Consider the following 18,082-nt stretch of genomic DNA (forward strand, 5'->3'; position numbering starts at 1 on the left):
GCGCGAAAGCGGTAGCGGCCATACCGCAACCTCGCATCACGGCCACCATTCGCCATCAAGCTGGCTCCTACGGGATCCCCACTATCGCGTAGGAGCCCGCTTGCGGGCGATGCGATGGCGGCCATACCGCAAAACGGCGCAGTGCCCAGGATTCGCCGCGGGGTCGCGGCGTTATGGAGGAGGTTCAGAGCGGCGCGCCGAGCCAGGCGGAAATCAGCAGCAACAGCGCCATGGCGTTATTGAAGCGGGTCATGGCTCGGGCCGAGGTGAACAGTTTGGCAGCGCCCCGTCCGAGCAATGCCCAGCAGCCCAAGCATGGCAAGGCGATAGCCAGGAAGATCGCCGCCAGCAAGGTCACTCGCATTGCCTGCCCGGGGCCGGGGGTGGCGAACACGCTGACTACCGCCAAGGCCATCATCCAGGTCTTGGGGTTGATCAACTGCAGTGCCGCGCCGGCGAACAGGCCCAATCGCCGCTCGCCTGGTTGCACATCGGCAGCGCTCAGCGCGGCAGCCGGGCTGCTGAAGATGCGCCACGCCAGGTAGCTCAGCCACAACACGCCGAACCAGGCCATCGCCCATTGCAGGCGCGGGTGCTGCTGCAGCAATTCGCCCAAGCCAAGCCCGACCGCCACCACGATGGCCGCAGAGCCTGCGCAGGCGCCGAGTACCAGCGGCAGGGTTGCCGCCACGCCGTAACGGGCGCTGCTGCCCAGCACCAGCACATTGGTAGGCCCCGGAGTGATCGACGCGACGAAAGCGAACAGCATGAAGGGCAACAACTGAGTCATGAACAGGCTCCAGACAAACCGAGCGCTGATCATGAGTCGGGCAGCGTCAGGCGTCTGGAAGGTTTGAGCAGCGCCGCTGGTAATGGGCCGGGGTCATGCCATAGGCACGCCGGAACCAGCGCCCGAGGTGGCTCTGATCGGCAAAGCCAAGTACCGCCGCGACCTGCACCGGTGGTTCGCCACGGGCCAACATATGCCGCGCCCGGGCCAGGCGCAGTTGCACCAGATAAGCGTGTGGCGCCAGGCCGAAGGCCGCCTTGAACGCGCGGCTCAAGCGAAAGCGGTCGACGCCGCAGGCGGCAGCCAGGTCATCGAGACCGATATCGCGGGTGTGCTGGTCGTGCAGAAAATCCCGTGCGCGCTGCGCCACCAGCGGCAGGCGCGGGTCCGGATCGAGGCGCCGGCGCCAATGCAATTGCTCGGTCAGGCGCATCAGCAGGCCATCGAGCGCGCTCTGCCTGACCATGCGCATCTCCTGGCGATGCAGCGCGGTAAAGGCCTCGCCGACCGCCGTGAGCAGGCGCGGTTCGCTGGCCAGGGTGGCGCTGAAGCCGGGCAGGCAGTCAGCGGGCGCCTGTTCGAACAGGCTGCGCAACTCGCGCTCCAGCCAGTGGGCATCCAGGTACAGCATCGAATAGGTGAAGCCTTCCGGCTCAGGGGCATGGCCGTCATGAAGCTCGCCAGGTTCGAGCAGAAACACCTGGCCGGCCAGGCTGCTGTTCAGTTGCTTGCGGCAATGGAACTGCTGCACGCCCTGCTCGGTGAACCCGACCAGATAGGCGTCGTGCCAATGGGGATCGTAGGCGTGCCCGCGAAAATGCGCGCGGATGGTCTCGATACCGGTGTCTTCGTCCTGGGCCAGGTCGACCCAACTCTGCGCGCTCATGCCTGCTCCAGCGCCACGCCATACGGAGCGTCCATGCTAACCGACCTAACCAGACGCTTTCTGGAAGTTTTGTGCAGCCGGTTATCGAGCGCGGGCCATACAGCGTTGATGGCGCGTATCGACACGCTCGGCGAACCAGGCAGTGGTCAGCCGGCGGGTGATCTTCGGGCTTTTCAGCACGATGCCTGGTAGCACCGCCCGCGGCAACGACATGCCTTCTGCCTCATCAGCCAGGGCGAATACCCGCTCATACAAACGGCTTTCTTCGAACTCCAACGTATCGCCCTCCTCCAGCGCGCGGCGGATTGCCCGGTCGCTCATGTCCAGGCGCTTGCCCAGAGATCGCACGGCCAGTTCGGTGGAGCCAGGCTTGCTAGTGCCATGAATGATCAGGTCGCCATCCAGCGCTAGTGGAATACCCGACGCGATGGTGACCGCATGCTGGAAGGCCGCATTGCGGCTGGCGTACCAGCCGGCATTGAAGTCGGCGAAGCGATAAAGGGGTTTCGGGTAGTTGGCCGGATAGCCCAACAGATGAGCGATGCCAAAGTACATGCCGCCACGCCGGCTGAACACCTCACGACGAATCGAGCCATCGGGTGGATACGGATAGCCCTCGGCATTGGCCTGGGCGAAAGCGATGCTGACCTGCATCGGCCCGCCAGTGCGCACGGGATTGAGGGTGCCGAACAGTTGCCGACCGAGCGGCACCATGCCGGTGAAGTCATCGAAGATAGCGCTCAACTGCTTTTCCGTACGAACCCTGCTCAGGCGTTGCTGATAGGTCTTGCCGGTGGGCGATTCGATGTTCAGCGCGGCATTCACCACGAATCCCGGAATATGCAGGCTGGCAGCACGACGGTCGATCTCCGCCCGAGCGATCTTCGCCAGGCCAGGCACTTGCGGATCGGCATTGAACGTCGATTCCTGCTCCGTCACCGCCAGCACGGCGCAGAGGTTCTCGGTGCTCGGCGCAATCTCCTGGGCGGCGAACGCCGCATAGATATCCGCCGCCCAGCCCTCGCGATCAGGCGTATTTACCGGCATCAGGCGGACGATCTGCGCGCGCACCTCAGCCGGTTTCGGCGCAGGTACCTGGGGCTGGCTGGAGCAGCCGGCCAGTAGCAGCATCAACAGTGCACAGGGTGTATGCAGGAACGATGACTTCACCCGAACAATCCTTGGATGGAAACGACCCTGCTGAGACAACGCCAACCCCCAGCCTATCCGCGACAATTTCGGTCGATTGACTGCCGGCTCCGCTGCGCGATTGGTTCAGCGCGTCGGTGATCGACAACAGCACGGGCCATGGCCCTGTCCGAAATCTCGCTGACAACGTCTTCATGCATGAAATAGCAGGTATCGTTCGGCCAAATCACAGGAAAGGAGGCGAAAAATCAATTCGAACCTAAGCACAAGCGCAACGGTCTACCGGCAACCCAGCGTCCGAATCAGCGGGCCTGCGGACACGGAGCAAGTTCCGCTCCCGGACCGACATGAGCAAGGAGATTCACCATGGTTACCCATTACAAGATCGATGGTCACCTGGCCTGCGGCACCCACGGCGAGAACGTCACTTCCAGCAAAGAGCTGAACCGGGTGAAGTGCCGCAACTGCCGCAACACCGAAGTCTACAAGCAGGCCCGCCGCGACACTCGCAATGCCAGCCGCCGCGCTGCGCGCAGGGGCAAGAGCAATCAGCCTCGCAGCGACTGGCGCTCGTCGTGGCAGCAACGCCTTACCGAGCTGCCGGGTACCCATCGCCTGCCACGCGGCTTCGCTGGCCAGCCCTACGTGTAGGGCTTCAGCTCAAGCCACGTTGAGTCCAGAAGGGGTGGATCGGTAACCGATCCACCCCTTCTTCGTTAGTGCGGCTTGATCACCAGCGTGGCGAGCGGCGGCAGATCCAGCAGCAACGATTGCGGCTGGCCATGGCTGGCGAGCGCTTCACTCAACAGGGCCCCCTGGCTGCCCGCATTCGAACCGGCATAACGCTCGGCGTCACTGTTGAGCAGCACGTGCCAGCTCCCCGCCTTCGGCACCCCGATGCGGTAGCCATAGCGCGGCTCGGGCGTGAAGTTGTGGACCACCAGCAGCGGCGCACCGGTTTCATCCTGACGCAACCAGGCGAACACGCTGTTGACGGCGTCGTCACCGATCAGCCAGGCGAAGCCCTCGGCCTGGCCATCCATGCGGTGCAGCGCCGGCTCATGGCGGTACAACCCGTTGAGGTCACTGACCAATTGCTGCACGCCCTTGTGCTCGCCGTAACGCAGCAGGTACCAGTCCAGCTCGTGGTCGTGGTTCCACTCGCGCCACTGGCCGAACTCGCAGCCCATGAACAGCAGCTTCTTGCCGGGATGGCTCCACATGAAGCTCAGGTACAGGCGCAGGTTGGCGAATTTCTGCCAGCGGTCGCCAGGCATCTTGTCGAGCAGCGAGCGCTTGCCGTGCACCACTTCGTCATGGGAAATCGGCAGCACGAAGTGCTCGGAGAACGCGTACAGCAGGCCGAATGTCAGTTGATGGTGATGGTGCTGACGGTGCAGCGGATCTTCGGCGACGTACTTGAGGCTGTCGTGCATCCAGCCCATGTTCCATTTGTACGCGAAGCCCAGGCCGCCTTCCTGAGTCGGGCGGCTGACGCCCGGCCAGGCGGTCGACTCTTCGGCGATCACCAGTGCGCCGGGCACTTCCTGCGCGACAACGTCGTTGAGGTGGCGCAGAAAGTCGATGCTCTCCAGATTCTCGCGACCGCCATGGCGGTTGGGAATCCACTCGCCTTCCTTGCGCGAGTAGTCGCGATACAGCATCGAAGCCACCGCATCCACGCGCAGGCCATCGATGTGATAGGCGCGCAGCCAGTGCAGCGCCGAAGCCAGCATGAAACCGTGCACTTCGGTGCGCCCGAGGTTGTAGATGTAGGTATCCCAATCCTGATGGAAGCCTTCGAATGGGTGCGCGTACTCGTACAGTGCCGTGCCATCGAACTGGCCGAGGCCGTGGGCATCGGTGGGAAAATGCGCGGGGACCCAGTCGAGAATCACCCCGATGCCGGCCTGGTGACAGGCGTCGACGAACGCGGCGAAATCCGCCGGGCTGCCATAACGCGACGTGGGGGCGAACTGGGAAAGCAACTGATAGCCCCAGGAGCCGCCGAACGGGTGCTCCATGATCGGCATCAGTTCGATATGGGTGAAGCCCAACTGCTGCACATAGGGAATCAGTTGCTCGCCGAGCTCTTTCCAGCTCAGCACGCGGCCGTCCTCCCCTCCCTCGCGGCGCCACGAACCGGCATGCACTTCGTAGATCGACATCGGCGCCTGATAGCCCTGCTGGGCCTGGCGTTGTTGCATCCAGTCGCCATCGCGCCAGTCGAATTCCAGCGGCGCGGAGACCACCGACCCCGTGGCGGGAGGCAGCTCGGTGGCCAGCGCCATGGGGTCGGCCTTGAGCGGCAGCAGGCCATCACGGCCGAGGATCTCGAACTTGTAGACCTCGCCCGCACCGAGGCGCGGCACGAACAGTTCCCAGACCCCGCTCGGCTGGCGCAGGCGCATCGGGTGGCGGCGGCCATCCCAGCCATTGAAGCCGCCGACCACCGACACCCGGCGGGCATTCGGTGCCCATACGGAAAAACGCACGCCCTGCACGCCTTCGTGGGTAGTCAGCTGAGCGCCAAGGCTCTTGCCAAGCTCGCGGTGATTACCCTCGGCGAACAGATACAGGTCCATCTCCCCGAGCAATTGCCCGAAGGCATAGGGGTCTTCGGTCTCCTGAACGCCAGCGCTCCAGTTGATGCGGTAGCGATAGGGAACGCGCTGATCCAGTCGAATGCTGAACAGCCCTGGCACGCTCGATTGTTCCAGCGCGCCAAGGGTTTCACCGCTGACGGCATGGATCAGTTCGACGCCCAGGGCTCCAGGCAAGTAGGTGCGAATCGTCAGGCCGTGAGCGAACTCGTGTGGGCCGAGAATCGAAAACGGGTCGCCATGCTCACCCCTGATCAGGGCCTCGATGGCGGCGCGGTCGACACCCGCCACCTGGCGATCGGTTTCTCCATTGATCATCGTTTACCGCTCCCCAGAAGATATTTGGTCAGCTCTATCAACCCTTGTACCGGAACTTCCAGCCAATCGGGACGATAGCGCGCTTCATACAGAATTTCGTAGGCCGCCTTTTCGATGCAGAACAGCGCCAGTGCTGCCACTTCACCCTCACGGTCATGCCAGGCGTGGGGCAGGTCTGCCGCCGCCAGGCGATAGGCTTCGTTGAACGCCGTTCTCGCCTGGCTGCGATACAGCCCGGCGATGTGCTGGCGTGCGTGTTCCGCTTCCGGCGTCACGTCGGCGCTCTGGGCGCTGCGCATGGCCATGGCGGCGGCGTAGTCGAAGGAACGCAACATGCCGGCGACATCCTTGAGCGGGCTGTAGAACGCCCGGCGTTCGTCCAGCGTGCGGGTCGGCTCGCCCTCGAAGTCGATCAGATAGGCATCGCCCTGCACCACCAGTACCTGGCCGAGGTGCAGGTCGCCATGTACACGCATGCGGATGCCGCCCGCCGAACGCCGTGCCAGGTCGTCCACCAGGGCGATGATCGAGTCGTGGCGCGCGGCCAGCCAGTCGGCCTGATTGGCCGCTTCACCTGGCAGGTGCCCCCTGCCCTCGGCAACCACCTTGAGCGCCTCGCGCACCTGCGCGGCGATGTTCTGCGACCACTCGGCAACGTCCGCTTCACCTGTTTGCCGGTAGCCGAAGTCCGGGTTGTCGCTGGCCTGGCCGAGCGCCATGTGCATTTCGCCGAGGCGTTGCCCCAGCAGCCCGGCAAAGGATTCCAGTTCGGCCAACGCCGAGTGCTGGTTCTCCTGATCGGAATGACCGCCCGCCAGTTCATCGCGGATGGCCCGTTCCAGGTTGTTCTGCGTCCACTGCCAGGCGTCGCCCTGATTGTTCAGGTAGCCCTGCAGAATCATCAGGGTATGGGGTACGCCCTGCTCGTCGACCCGGCGAACTTCACCCAGCAACGGGGCGATATGCTCGAAGCCGGCGGCGGTCAGGTAGCCACCTATTTCCGCTTCCGGATGGATACCCGGCAGCACCCGGCGAATCAGCTTGAGCACCGCTTGCTCGGCAATGATCGCCGAGCTGTTGGACTGCTCCGCAGAGATCAGCTGCACATCCGCGTTGCTCAGATCACCCAGCGCCTCCAGGCGTGGCGTCGGCACGAACTGGATCTCGCTGCCCTGCCAACCCAGCACGCTGCGCTCACTCAGGTGGCGCATCACGTGGCGCACGAAGCCACTGAGGGTGAAGCCGTCGGTCAGCAAGCCGACCTGACGGCCGCGACGCAGACGCGCCAAGGCCAACTGCTGCGGCACGCTACTACCCGCTTCATGCTCACCGACGAACCCCAGCGGCACCTGATAGTGCTCGGTGGCGCCCGAGGCGCGGCTCACTTCCACTTCACTGAGCACATACAGCTCGTCGGCGCCGCCAAAGGGAATCGCGTAGAGCAGCTCGACCTGACGCAGGTCCTCGCGCTGCCCGGAGAACCAGCGACGCTTGGGCAGGTAGGCCGGCAGCGACTCCTGCTCCAGGGTCGCCCGGGCAGGCAGCTGCAACAGCTCGCCCAGTTGGTTCTTGATCACCAGAGTGGTCAGCTCCGGCATGCGATCGACCGGTGATACGTGCCAGCTGGGCATTTGCGCCTCCTCGGCGAGCAGAAACCAGTAAAAGCCATAGGGCGGCAGGGTCAGCAGGTAATTGAGCTGGCCAATGGGCGGGAACGACGAGCCACCGACCATTTCCACCGGCACCTTGCCGTCGTGGGCCGACAATTCCAGTTCCACAGCCTGGGCAGCGCGGGACAGGTTGGCCACGCAGAGGATCAGCTCCGGGTTGCCATCGGCATCGGTGGCTTCGCGCAGGTAGGCCAGTACCCGGCGGTTGTTCGGCATGAGCATCTTCAGGGTGCCGCGGCCGAAGGCCTTGTGCTGCTTGCGGATGCTCAGCATGCGCCGCGTCCAGTTGAGCAGCGAATGCGGGTCGCGGGCCTGGGTCTCGACGTTGACGCTCTGGAAGCCGTACAGCGGGTCCATCACCGGCGGCAACACCAGGCTGGCCGGGTCGGCGCGGGAGAAACCGCCATTACGATCCGGCGACCACTGCATGGGCGTGCGCACCCCGTCGCGGTCGCCGAGAAAGATGTTGTCGCCCATGCCGATCTCGTCACCGTAATACAGCGTCGGCGTACCGGGCATGGACAGCAGCAGGCTGTTGAGCAGCTCGACCCGGCGACGATCGCGTTCCACCAGCGGCGCCAGGCGGCGGCGAATACCCAGGTTGATGCGCGCACGACGGTCGGCGGCGTAGTAATTCCACAGGTAGTCGCGCTCATGATCGGTGACCATTTCCAGGGTCAGCTCATCATGGTTGCGCAGGAAGATCGCCCACTGACAGTTTTCCGGAATCTCCGGCGTCTGACGCAGGATATCGGTGATCGGAAAGCGATCTTCCTGGGCGATGGCCATGTACATGCGCGGCATCAGCGGGAAGTGGAACGCCATGTGGCATTCGTCGCCGGGGCCGCCGTCATGGCCGCCGAAATACAGCTGGGTGTCCTCAGGCCACTGATTGGCTTCGGCCAGCAACATGCGATCCGGATAATGGGCATCCAGCTCGGCACGGATTTTCTTCAGCACCTCGTGGGTTTCCGGCAGATTCTCGTTGTTGGTGCCGTCGCGCTCGATCAGGTACGGAATGGCGTCCAGGCGCAGGCCGTCGACGCCCATATCCAGCCAGAAGCGCATCACCGCCAGCACTTCCTTGAGCACCTGCGGGTTGTCGAAATTCAGATCCGGCTGGTGCGAGTAGAAACGATGCCAGTAGTACTGACCGGCTTCGGCATCCCAACTCCAGTTGGATTTTTCGGTATCTAAAAAGATGATCCGCGTGCCGTCGTACTTCTGATCGGTGTCGGACCACACGTAGAAATCCCGCGCCTTGCTGCCGGGTTTGGCGGCACGGGCGCGCTGAAACCAGGGGTGCTGGTCCGAAGTGTGGTTGATGACCAGCTCGGTTATCACCCGCAGGCCGCGCTTGTGAGCTTCGGCGATGAAGCGCCGGGCGTCGGCCATGGTCCCGTAGTCCGGGTGCACATCGCGGTACTCGGCGATGTCGTAGCCATCATCGCGCCGCGGCGAAGGATAGAACGGCAGCAGCCACAGGGTGTTGACGCCCAGGTCGGCAATGTAATCGAGCTTTTCGATCAGCCCCGGGAAATCGCCGATGCCATCATTGTTGGCATCGAAGAACGACTTCACGTGTACCTGATAGATGATCGCGTCCTTGTACCATTGCGGGTCGTTGAGAAACGCCCCGCGGCGAGCTCTGCGTGCCATTGGGTATGCCCTCTCAGCCAGCCACGCGGATGCGCCAGATACCGAACGGCTGGTGCCACGGTTCGATGCGCATCCATTGCACCTTGCCGTGCCACTGCCAGGTATGCCCGGTCATCAGGTCCTCACCCAGGGTGGTGGCATCGTCGTCCAGGCCCAGCTCCCAGAGCGGCAGCTCGAAGTTGGCTTCCTGAGCGTTGTGCGGGTCGAGGCTGACGGCCACGAGGATGAAGTTCTCGCGGTCGGCGGTCCGCTTGCCGAAGTACAGGATGTTGTCGTTCCAGCAAGTGAAGGCCTTGAAGCCCAGGTGCGTCTGCAGGGCCGGGTTCTGGCGGCGGATGCGGTTGAGCTGGGCGATCTCGGCGACGATGTTGCCCGGCGCCTGGTAATCGCGCACACGGATCTCGTACTTCTCCGAATCCAGGTACTCCTCCTTGCCTGGCACCGGCAGCGCCTCGCAGATCTCGAAGCCCGAATACATGCCCCACAGCCCGGAGCCCATGGTGGCCAGCGCAGCTCGGATCAGGAAACCGGGGCGCCCGTTGTGGTGCAGGAAATAGGGGTTGATGTCCGGCGTATTGACGAAGAAATTCGGCCGGTAGCAGTCGCGCCACGGTGCCTCGTTGAGCTCGGTCAGGTAGCTTTCCAGCTCGGCCTTGGTGTTGCGCCAGGTGAAATAGGTGTAGCTCTGGGTGAAGCCCAGCTTGCCGAGGCGCGCCATCATCGCCGGGCGGGTAAAGGCCTCGGCGAGGAACATCACCTGCGGGTGGGTCTTGCGGATATCGGCGATCAGCCACTCCCAGAACGGCAGCGGCTTGGTGTGCGGGTTATCGACCCGGAACTGGTAAACGCCCAGCTCGACCCAGCCGCGCACCACGTCACGCAGGGCCAGCCACAGGTCGGGTATGGCGTCGCTGGCATAGAAATCGACGTTGACGATGTCTTCGTACTTCTTCGGCGGGTTTTCCGCGTGGCGGATGCTGCCGTCCGGACGCCAGCTGAACCAGCCGGGATGCTCTTGCAGCCACGGGTGATCCGGCGAGCACTGGATGGCGAAATCCAACGCGATTTCCAGGTCATGCTCACGGGCCGCCTCGACCAGCGCGACGAAGTCCTCGCGGGTACCGAGCTGCGGGTGAATCGCTTCGTGACCGCCCTCATGGCTGCCGATGGCGTATGGGCTGCCGGGATCGTCCGGGCCAGCGGTCAGCGAATTGTTGCGGCCCTTGCGGTGCGCGGTACCGATGGGATGGATCGGGGGGAAATACAGCACATCGAAGCCCATGGCCTGGATCGCCGGCAAGCGTTTGATCACGTCCCGGAGGGTGCCATGGCGCTCGGGATCGTCAGTCTCGGAGCGCGGGAACAACTCGTACCAGCTGGCGAAGCGCGCCATCGGGCGTTCCACGTCGAGCAGGTAAACGGCGCTGCGGGTACGGTGCGGATGGCCTTCGGCACGGCGCACCAGAGCCTGGGTTTCCGGTGCCAGCAACAGTGCCACGCGCTCGTCGAGGCTCTGCTGGGGCAGTTCATCGACCAGGGCTTGAAGAGTCGTTGCCAGATCGCCTTGCACACGCTCCGCAGCCTGACGCAGCAGCAACTCGCCTTCCTGCAGCTCCAGATCGATGGTGACCCCGGCGCCGAACTTCTTCGACAGCTCGTAGCAGTAACTGGCGTAGATGTCCCACCAGGCTTCGATGAGAAACTCCACTTCGCCGACCCGCTGCGGCGTGATCAGTGCCTGCCAGCGGTCGTTGCCGATGAATTCCAACGGCTCGCGGTGCCAATCCCCGGCGCCGACGTCGCGCCACAGCACTTCACCGGCCAGCTTGTCGTGGCCATCGGCGAAGATCAGCGCGCTGACCGTCACCTGATCACCCGCTATCGCCTTGACCGCGAAACGGCCCTGCTCGATCTGCGGTTCCACCGCCTCGATGGCCAGGCGTGGCAACTCCAGCGCCTGTTCGAGTGACAACTGGCCATGGCCCAAGCGGACGGGCTCTTGCAGATAAGGGGTTTGCAGATGAGCAGACGGCATCGAAACGGGCTCCTCACGCCTGGCAGGCGTATAAGCTGTTAGCCGTATGGCTCATGCCATAGGCCGTACACGAAAGTGCGTACCTAATGCGGGTTTGCCACGGTGTACGGGGGCGTTTCAGGATCTGCTGCGTCGGCCTGATACATCAGAAAAGGCTCTAGCGTGCGAGGTCATGAAAAGTTCCGGGTTGCCGTGACCTGTCTATCTCCGAACCTGCCGGCTCCGGCAAAGTTCAGAGTTTCCGAGGAGCTGGAATCTGTCTGAAATGAGGCTAGCAGCAGGTTGTCAGGGGACATCCGCGCCCAGCTTCTTCCACATGCCGCGGGTAATGCGCTGGCGGTTGGCGTAGCCCTCCCAGGGGTCGCCTTTCAAGCGTGCAAGCCGCTGTTGCAGATTGCCGATATGCCACTGAGCCGAGCCTTGCAGTTGCGCCAGTTCATCACGGCGGATCGGCACCGATACCGGCAACCCGGGCCGCGCGCGCACCGAGTAGGCGGCCACCGTGCTGGCACCACGGCCATTACGCAGGTAGTCCAGATAAACCTTGCCGATCCGGTTCTTCGGGCCCATGCGGGCGCTGAACCGGTCAGGCAGTTCGTCGGCCATGAACTGCGAGAGGGCCTTGCCAAAGGCCTTCAGCGTGTCCCAGTCGACATGCCGCGCCAACGGCACGACCAGGTGCATGCCATGGCCGCCGCTGGTCTTGAGAAACGCCTCCAGCCCCAGCTCATCGAGCACCGCCAGACTCAGGCGGGTGGCTTCGACCACCGCGCGCCAGGGCAACGCCGGATCAGGGTCGAGGTCGAGGATCAGCCGGTCCGGGCGCTCGATGCTGGCGTACCCGGCATTCCAGGTGTGCAGCTCGATGGTGCCCATCTGCACCGCACCGACCAGCGCCGGCACGCTGTCTATGGCCATCAACCGGTCATGGCCAGGGTCCAGCGCCGGATCGAGCTGGCGGATATTGGGGATCGCCAGGCGCTCGGCGTGCTTCTGGAAGAATTGCTCACCGTCCACGCCATCTGGCGCACGCAACAGCGATACCGGCCGGCTGCGCAGGTCCGGCAGCAGCCAGTCGGCGATCCCGGCGTAGAACTGCGCGAGCTCGACCTTGGTCGCCCCGCTCTGCCCGTCGATAACCCGATCCGGGTTGCTGATCGACACCTCACCAACCTCTTGTCGACCCGTGCGGCGCTGGGCGCTGGGCACGGGCGCCTCATCGAGCGCCTCGGCGGGCACTGGCCGCTCCTCGACGATCTGCTCGGCAGCTTTGTCGCCGCGCTCGGCGATGAAGGCGCCCTGACGAACCAGGCCTTCATGGGTCCAGCTGGCGAATGCCACCTCGACGACCAGTTGCGGTTCGACCCACTGCACGCCGCGGCGCTGGGCGGCGCTCGGTTGTTTGCGCAGAGGCGAATCATCACGACCGAGTGCCTTCATGCGCTTGTGCAGGCTGCTCAGCAGCACGTCGTTGAAACCGCTGCCGACCCGCCCCGCATAGCGCAGCCCATCGTCATCGTTGACCGCCAGCAGCAACGCGCCAAAGCCGGAGCGGCTACCTTGCGGCCGGGTGAAGCCAACCACCACGAACTCCTGACGCTGCCGGCACTTGAGCTTGATCCAGTCGGGGCTGCGCGCGGATCGGTAGGGGCTGCCGACGCGTTTGCCGATAACACCTTCCAGCCCCAGCGCGCAGGCGCTGCCCAGTACGCTCTGATGGTCGACCTCGAAAGCGTCCGAGAAACGCAGCGGGCCGCGCTTGGCCGGCAGTTTGTCGAGCAGCGCCGAGCGCCGCTCCTGCACTGGCAGGCTGCGCTGATCGCGACCATCGAGCCACGGTGCATCGAAGAGGAAATACAGGATGTCGCCACTGCGCTGCTCGTCGAAGGCGTTCTGCAGGGCCTGAAAATCCGGCGTGCCCTGGGCGTCGAGCACCACCGCTTCGCCATCGAGCCAACTGTCACCCAGCCCGAGCCTGGCCAACGCGGCGGCCTGGGGCGCCATGCGCCGGGTCCAGTCGTGGCCGTTGCGGCTGAACAGCGTCACCGTGCCGTCGGCGATACGCGCCATGATGCGATAGCCGTCGTACTTGATTTCGTAGGTCCACTCGCCCGCTGGAGGATCGCTGACCAGGGTGGCCAGCTGTGGCGACAGCACCTCGGGCATGGGTTCGCCCTTGGCACTCGCCGGCTTGCCTTTGGTCGCCCGCTTTGCCTTGCCCACCGCGGGCCGCGATTGGTTGGCCGCGGGCTTGTGCATGCCGCCGACCAGATTGCCACTGATCACGCTGGCCGGTAGCGCGGCGACGATGTCGTAGTCGCCTGCCGATCTCGCCACGTCATCCTGCTCCTTGATCAGCAACCACTGCTGCTTGTCGCCGCTGCCCTTGAGACGGGTGCGCACCAGCGTCCAGGCGCCCGTGAGCTTTTCGCCGATCAGGGTGAACTTGAGTTTGCCCGCCTCGTACGCCGCGCCAGGGTCGCCCTCGGGTTGCCAGATGCCCTGGTCCCAGACGATCACGTCACCCGCGCCATAATTGCCCTCGGCAATGCTGCCCTCGAAGCTGGCGTACTCCAGAGGGTGGTCCTCGACGTGCACGGCCAGGCGTTTCTGGCTCGGGTCCAGGCTCGGGCCCTTGGGCACCGCCCAGCTCTTCAGGGTGCCCTGCAACTCCAGGCGAAAATCGTAGTGCAGGTTGCGCGCATCGTGCTTCTGCACCACGAAACGCAGCGCCCCGGCCTTGGCGCGAGGCCGCGTGGTCGCTTCACGGGGCTCGCTGGTGGACTCGAAGTTGCGCTTGCGGTTGTAGACGCTGGTCGCCTTGGCCATGGCCGCTCACCTCACTTCGACGTGCGTTTGCGTGCCGGCTTGGCCGAGTTGCCTTCCAGGCTGCGCTTGAGCAGATCGGTCAGGTCGATGACATCCGCGCTTTTGCTCGGCGGTTTGCGCTCGCCGCTTTCCACATCTTCGATCTTGCCGGCCTTGGCCTTCTTCTCGACCAGCGCCATGATCTTGTCGCGGAAGGTGTCGTGGTATTCCCCAGGCTCCCAGTCCACCGCCATGTCGCGCACCAGGCGCTTGGCCATGTCGCGCTCCCCCTTGCTGAGCTTGGCGCCGGTCACCGCCTCGCTGAGTTCCAGGGTGTCGAGGCCACGCACTTCGTCGGGCCAGCGCAGCATCACCAGCAGCAACGCCGAGTCGTCGACCATCAGCGCGGCGAGGTGCTGTTTGACGTGCAGTACGACGTGAGCCAGGGCAACCTTGCCGGTATCCTTGAGGGTCTGCTGCAACAGGGCGTAGACCTTCTCGCCGCGCTTGTCCGGCGCCAGGTAATAGGGGCGCTCGATGTGCTGCAACGGAATCGCCTCGGCGTCGAGGAAACCGAAGATATCGATGGTCTGGGTGGACTCGGGGTGGGCGGCGCGGATCTCGTCTTCGCCGATGATCACGTAGCGGCCCTTCTCCACCTGCACGCCCTTGGCGATATGTTCCTTGTCGACTTCCTTGCCGGTGGCCTTGTTGACGCGCTTGTAGCCGACCGGCTCCATGCTGCGCGAGTCGAGCCAGTCGAAGTCGATGCCCTGGGTCTCGGTCGCCGAGACCAGCGAAACCGGGATATGGACCAGACCGAAGCTGATCGCCCCTTTCCAGATTGCACGCGCCATGAATTCACTCCCCCGCCATATGAACGTTAACGGGTGACTTGAGCGCGAAAACAAAAGTTTCAGTCATCCGCCGGAGGGCAGCGACACGTGACCGACATCGGAAAAAAGAAGGGAAATACGGATGAAGGAAAACTGCGCGGCGATGGCGCAGTTCTGGCGTTGCGAAGCATGCAGCGATGATTACAGCGCGACGCCGTCGCGATAGATCACGCTGCCGTCGATGGTGATGTCACGGATCTCGCGCAGCATGTTGTCTGCCGCGGTTTCCGCCTCGCTCTCGCAGATACTGCCGGGAGCGGCCACCCAGAGCATCTGCACGGCTGCGCCGGCGCACTTGGGTTGGTACTCGATAAGGCCCACGTACTGCTGGCCATCCTTCATGGCATCCGTCCAGGCAATGCATCCCTTGAAGTTTCTGAACATAGCAGACTCCACTTCTGTCTCGAGGCCTCAAGATGCGGGCCTATTTGATAGGAGCGTGGGAAAGCGCAGGTGTTCCAACGGTTTCACCGCGTACGTTTTTCCAGCCAACCGATGAAGTGCGGCACGGTGTTGAAAATGAACAGTGCCAACAAGGTACCCAGCACCGCGGTCGCCTCGCGCCCCATGCCCACGGTGATGCCGATCGCAGCGGTCAACCAGATGCCAGCGGCGGTGGTCAGGCCCTTCACCTCGGCCATGGAGTCGCCCTTGATGATGGTGCCGGCGCAGAGAAAGCCGATACCCGCCACCAGCCCCTGGATCACCCGGCTCATCGCATCGCTCTCGGCGCCCATCTGCGCAGGCACGAGCACGAACAACGCCGAGCCCATGGCCACCAGCATGTGAGTGCGAATGCCCGCTGCCTTGCCATTGGTTTCCCGTTCCAGGCCAAGCAGACCGCCGAGCAGCGCAGCCAGCAGCAGGCGCAGGGTGACCTGGGTGAATTGCTCGGGTGTGCTCAGATCGGAAAACTCGTTGGCCAGCGTGGCCAGTACTTCGTCCCAGAAACTCAAAATGATCGCTCCCTGCCGGCACGGATGCTCATGGGCGCACTGACACAGCCGAAGCGCTGTTGGCGCTCCGCTATCGACTCTGCGGGCAGCGATAGGTTTGAGCTTTTTTCGTGACCTACGGGCTGTCACAGAGGCGGACGACAATCCGCATTCAAGGTTTTTTCCGGCACTGACCGTTGGGCGAAAAACCTGAACGGCCGTGAACCCTGCTCAGTCTGTTTCATTAACCGTGACGTGACTGCAACCGATCACGATGCCCAATGACAGGAGGTTCGAATGTCCAGAAATCATTACTTTCTCGTCAGCTACAAACTGGGTAGCCAGAAGAAATCCACCGAGGTCCAGGCAGCAGCGCCCGCGCTGACGCCCGAACAGGCGCGCCACCATATCGAATCGCTGCACAGCAGCGAGTTGCCCAGCGAAATCACCGATATCGACGTCAAGCCGCTGGGTGATACCGGTGATCAGGAACCCGGCCAGGTTCGCCAGAGCTGAGCACGCGTCCATGAGCGAAACCAACGTGATCGAGAAAATCGCCCTGTACGGCGCGCCGGACAGAATGACCGATGCCCTGCTCGAGGCCATGGCCAGCAAGGGCCTGCAGGCCATCGTGATCGTCGACGACCCCACCGACATCGCCGCGCGGCCGAAACTCAGCGCCAAGAGCGGCAACCCCTTCGATGCAGCCAGCGTGGCCCGCAGCGTTGCCGGAGCGGACGCGGTGATAGCCGTGCTGAGTAGTCGCCAGTTGCGCGCGGGTTGTGACAGCAATGGGTTCGAGCGTACGTATGACGCGATCATCGCCCTGCTCGAGGGACTGCCCAGCGCGAGGGTGCAACGCCTGCTGCTGATCGGTGACCACAGCTGGCTGGACGATGCCGCGCACCTGCCGGGCGAAAAGGTCGAACACCTGCAGCACAGCCTGCACAAATCGCCACTGGCCTGGACGCTGGTGGACGTACCTGGCCATCGCCCGAGCGACAGCCAAGGCACCGCCCGGGATGGCGACCACACTGCAATCATCACCCTGCAACGCTATGCCTGCAGCGTGATAGACCAATGCCTGCTGGGGACGAGCGTCAATCAACGCCTACACGTCGATGCTCGCCCACAGGCCGAGGAGGCTCCATGAGTACCGAAAGCTATATCCTGCTGATGATCTCGGGCTGGCTGCTGGTGTCGGCGGCCATGCTCTGGGGCATGCTGCGCCTGATCAACCGTTACCAGCTCGAAGCCCAGCTGGCCGAAGAGTTCCCGCCCCTGCCCACCTCGCCGACCAGCCAATCCTGGCGGCGCCAGCATGCCCCGCGTCGTGCGCGGCTGCGTGAACGCGCCTACCGAACCTATCAGCAGCACCAGCACGTGCTCACCAGCTAGGCACGCTCGAGCCAGTGCTCAGCTCGAGCAGCTGCGCCGTCTATCACGACGTTTCACGATGATCGACCAGGCATTACGGCCCTAGGGCGGCAGCTTGCCCCCGAGCTATCGCCGCGCTAACCTGCGCGCCGTCGCTGTCAATCCAGCGGCCGGGTTTTGCAGCCCGTACATCTCTAGGCGCACCAGCGCCACCAGCTGATAACAGGCGTTTTTTCGTGCCCGTTGTTTCGCTTTATGGTGGCTGTGCGCAGGGCGCCTTCGTGCGCGCCGGGTTCCTAGAGTCTCGGTCTGCAAACCTGCGTACAGCCGCCACCCAATCCTGTTTTGCAGCAGGCCGTGGCGGTTCCACTACTCTAGGAGCCTCACACCATGGAACATACACACGCCCCCAATCCGCCTGCATGCCGCGCTGCCGACCACGATAAGGGAGGCCACCAACATGCCTGACCTCATCCCGCTGTCGAGCAACCCGAGCAGCACGCCCGTGCTGCTGGTCGACACCAGCCGCTCCTACATCGACCTGCAGGAATGCGCCGAGCAACGCCTCAACGCCGTACGCGGCCTGCTGTACAGCCTCGCAGTCATGAACGTCACCCTGGCGGACGCCAGCGACCTCCGTAACATCAGCGAAGTCGCGCACCTGCTCACCGAAGACGCCTGCGACCTGGCCAGAGCCGCCCACCAGGCAGCGATGCGCGAGCTGCAACAAGCGCCAGCAAAACCACCCACTCCGTAGGAGCCCGCTTGCGGGCGATGCGATCTGGCAGCGATACCGCAACAACGCATCGAGACCAAAAATCGCCAGCAAGCTGGCTCCTACACAAACGGCGCTGCCATCCATCCCGTAGGAGCCCGCTTGCGGGCGATGCGATCTGGCGGGCATACCGCAATAACGCATCGAGACCAAAAATCGCCAGCAAGCTGGCTCCTACGCA

The 18,082-nt window shown here is 63.9% G+C and carries 15 protein-coding genes; 5 read left to right on the forward strand and 10 right to left on the reverse strand.

Going from position 1 to position 18,082, the window contains the following annotated elements; genetic code table 11:
* Positions 1–184: 184 nt before the first annotated feature.
* The 3 genes from QRN22_RS24945 to QRN22_RS24955 all read right to left on the reverse strand — a co-directional run bounded on the left by QRN22_RS24945 (position 185) and on the right by QRN22_RS24955 (position 2,807).
* Entirely contained in the window at positions 185–790 is a 606-nt protein-coding gene (locus QRN22_RS24945; protein ID WP_042555684.1) for a LysE family translocator, read from the reverse strand.
* Positions 791–836: 46 nt separating this feature from the next.
* Positions 837–1,676 (reverse strand): helix-turn-helix transcriptional regulator, encoded by an 840-nt coding sequence (locus tag QRN22_RS24950; protein ID WP_042555683.1) that lies wholly within the window; start codon positions 1,674–1,676, stop codon positions 837–839.
* 81 nt (positions 1,677–1,757) lie between these two features.
* Complete coding sequence (locus QRN22_RS24955; RefSeq protein WP_042555832.1) at positions 1,758–2,807, reverse strand: DUF1615 domain-containing protein; 1,050 nt, start codon at positions 2,805–2,807, stop codon at positions 1,758–1,760.
* Positions 2,808–3,191: 384 nt separating this feature from the next.
* Here QRN22_RS24955 and QRN22_RS24960 point away from each other — a divergent pair, with 384 nt between their 5' ends.
* Complete coding sequence (locus tag QRN22_RS24960) at positions 3,192–3,476, forward strand: hypothetical protein (protein WP_042555682.1); 285 nt, start codon at positions 3,192–3,194, stop codon at positions 3,474–3,476.
* A 65-nt stretch (positions 3,477–3,541) separates the two neighbouring features.
* Here the strand turns inward: QRN22_RS24960 and glgB are convergent, their stop codons facing one another.
* The 7 genes from glgB to QRN22_RS24995 all read right to left on the reverse strand — a co-directional run bounded on the left by glgB (position 3,542) and on the right by QRN22_RS24995 (position 15,773).
* Positions 3,542–5,746 (reverse strand): 1,4-alpha-glucan branching protein GlgB, encoded by a 2,205-nt coding sequence (glgB, locus tag QRN22_RS24965; RefSeq protein ID WP_042555681.1) that lies wholly within the window; start codon positions 5,744–5,746, stop codon positions 3,542–3,544.
* Complete coding sequence (gene treS, locus QRN22_RS24970; RefSeq protein ID WP_042555680.1) at positions 5,743–9,075, reverse strand: maltose alpha-D-glucosyltransferase; 3,333 nt, start codon at positions 9,073–9,075, stop codon at positions 5,743–5,745. The genes glgB and treS overlap by 4 nt, the downstream gene beginning before the upstream one ends.
* Before the next feature lie 13 nt (positions 9,076–9,088).
* On the reverse strand, positions 9,089–11,110 hold the full coding sequence (locus QRN22_RS24975; protein ID WP_231570214.1) for an alpha-1,4-glucan--maltose-1-phosphate maltosyltransferase: 2,022 nt from the start codon (positions 11,108–11,110) through the stop codon (positions 9,089–9,091).
* A 285-nt stretch (positions 11,111–11,395) separates the two neighbouring features.
* Positions 11,396–13,939 carry a DNA ligase D gene (ligD, locus tag QRN22_RS24980; RefSeq protein WP_042555679.1) on the reverse strand — a complete coding sequence of 848 codons (2,544 nt, stop codon included), beginning with the start codon at positions 13,937–13,939 and terminating at the stop codon, positions 11,396–11,398.
* Positions 13,940–13,950: 11 nt separating this feature from the next.
* Entirely contained in the window at positions 13,951–14,775 is an 825-nt protein-coding gene (gene ku / locus QRN22_RS24985) for a non-homologous end joining protein Ku (RefSeq protein WP_042555678.1), read from the reverse strand.
* Positions 14,776–14,955: 180 nt separating this feature from the next.
* Positions 14,956–15,198: a hypothetical protein gene (locus tag QRN22_RS24990; RefSeq protein WP_042555677.1), complete on the reverse strand. Its 243-nt coding sequence runs from the start codon at positions 15,196–15,198 to the stop codon at positions 14,956–14,958.
* A gap of 83 nt (positions 15,199–15,281) precedes the next feature.
* Positions 15,282–15,773, reverse strand: a complete 492-nt coding sequence (locus QRN22_RS24995; RefSeq protein WP_042555830.1) for an MgtC/SapB family protein — start codon at positions 15,771–15,773, stop codon at positions 15,282–15,284.
* Positions 15,774–16,046: 273 nt separating this feature from the next.
* On the opposite strand from QRN22_RS24995, the gene QRN22_RS25000 reads away from it, so the two are divergent.
* From QRN22_RS25000 to QRN22_RS25015, 4 genes are all read left to right on the forward strand, one after another.
* Positions 16,047–16,265, forward strand: a complete 219-nt coding sequence (locus tag QRN22_RS25000; protein ID WP_042555676.1) for a hypothetical protein — start codon at positions 16,047–16,049, stop codon at positions 16,263–16,265.
* Positions 16,266–16,275: 10 nt separating this feature from the next.
* The gene (locus QRN22_RS25005; RefSeq protein WP_042555675.1) at positions 16,276–16,902 is read left to right on the forward strand and encodes an NAD(P)H-binding protein; all 627 of its coding nucleotides are present in this window, start codon (positions 16,276–16,278) and stop codon (positions 16,900–16,902) included.
* Positions 16,899–17,147 (forward strand): hypothetical protein, encoded by a 249-nt coding sequence (locus QRN22_RS25010; protein ID WP_042555674.1) that lies wholly within the window; start codon positions 16,899–16,901, stop codon positions 17,145–17,147. The genes QRN22_RS25005 and QRN22_RS25010 overlap by 4 nt, the downstream gene beginning before the upstream one ends.
* A gap of 439 nt (positions 17,148–17,586) precedes the next feature.
* Complete coding sequence (locus tag QRN22_RS25015; RefSeq protein WP_042555673.1) at positions 17,587–17,883, forward strand: hypothetical protein; 297 nt, start codon at positions 17,587–17,589, stop codon at positions 17,881–17,883.
* Positions 17,884–18,082 lie beyond the last annotated feature (199 nt).

The sequence above is a fragment of the Pseudomonas sp. MEJ086 genome, from assembly GCF_030209025.1.
GTDB lineage: Bacteria > Pseudomonadota > Gammaproteobacteria > Pseudomonadales > Pseudomonadaceae > Aquipseudomonas > Aquipseudomonas fulva_A.

Coding starts and splice junctions, on each gene's coding strand:
- ku (WP_042555678.1), bottom strand. CDS start 14,775: ATGGCGCGTGCAATCTGGAAAGGGGCGATCAGCTTCGGTCTGGTCCAT.
- QRN22_RS25005 (WP_042555675.1), top strand. CDS start 16,276: ATGAGCGAAACCAACGTGATCGAGAAAATCGCCCTGTACGGCGCGCCG.
- QRN22_RS24950 (WP_042555683.1), bottom strand. CDS start 1,676: ATGAGCGCGCAGAGTTGGGTCGACCTGGCCCAGGACGAAGACACCGGT.
- QRN22_RS24960 (WP_042555682.1), top strand. CDS start 3,192: ATGGTTACCCATTACAAGATCGATGGTCACCTGGCCTGCGGCACCCAC.
- QRN22_RS24945 (WP_042555684.1), bottom strand. CDS start 790: ATGACTCAGTTGTTGCCCTTCATGCTGTTCGCTTTCGTCGCGTCGATC.
- QRN22_RS25000 (WP_042555676.1), top strand. CDS start 16,047: ATGTCCAGAAATCATTACTTTCTCGTCAGCTACAAACTGGGTAGCCAG.
- ligD (WP_042555679.1), bottom strand. CDS start 13,939: ATGGCCAAGGCGACCAGCGTCTACAACCGCAAGCGCAACTTCGAGTCC.
- QRN22_RS24955 (WP_042555832.1), bottom strand. CDS start 2,807: ATGCTGCTACTGGCCGGCTGCTCCAGCCAGCCCCAGGTACCTGCGCCG.
- QRN22_RS24990 (WP_042555677.1), bottom strand. CDS start 15,198: ATGTTCAGAAACTTCAAGGGATGCATTGCCTGGACGGATGCCATGAAG.
- QRN22_RS25010 (WP_042555674.1), top strand. CDS start 16,899: ATGAGTACCGAAAGCTATATCCTGCTGATGATCTCGGGCTGGCTGCTG.
- QRN22_RS25015 (WP_042555673.1), top strand. CDS start 17,587: ATGCCTGACCTCATCCCGCTGTCGAGCAACCCGAGCAGCACGCCCGTG.
- treS (WP_042555680.1), bottom strand. CDS start 9,075: ATGGCACGCAGAGCTCGCCGCGGGGCGTTTCTCAACGACCCGCAATGG.
- glgB (WP_042555681.1), bottom strand. CDS start 5,746: ATGATCAATGGAGAAACCGATCGCCAGGTGGCGGGTGTCGACCGCGCC.
- QRN22_RS24975 (WP_231570214.1), bottom strand. CDS start 11,110: ATGCCGTCTGCTCATCTGCAAACCCCTTATCTGCAAGAGCCCGTCCGC.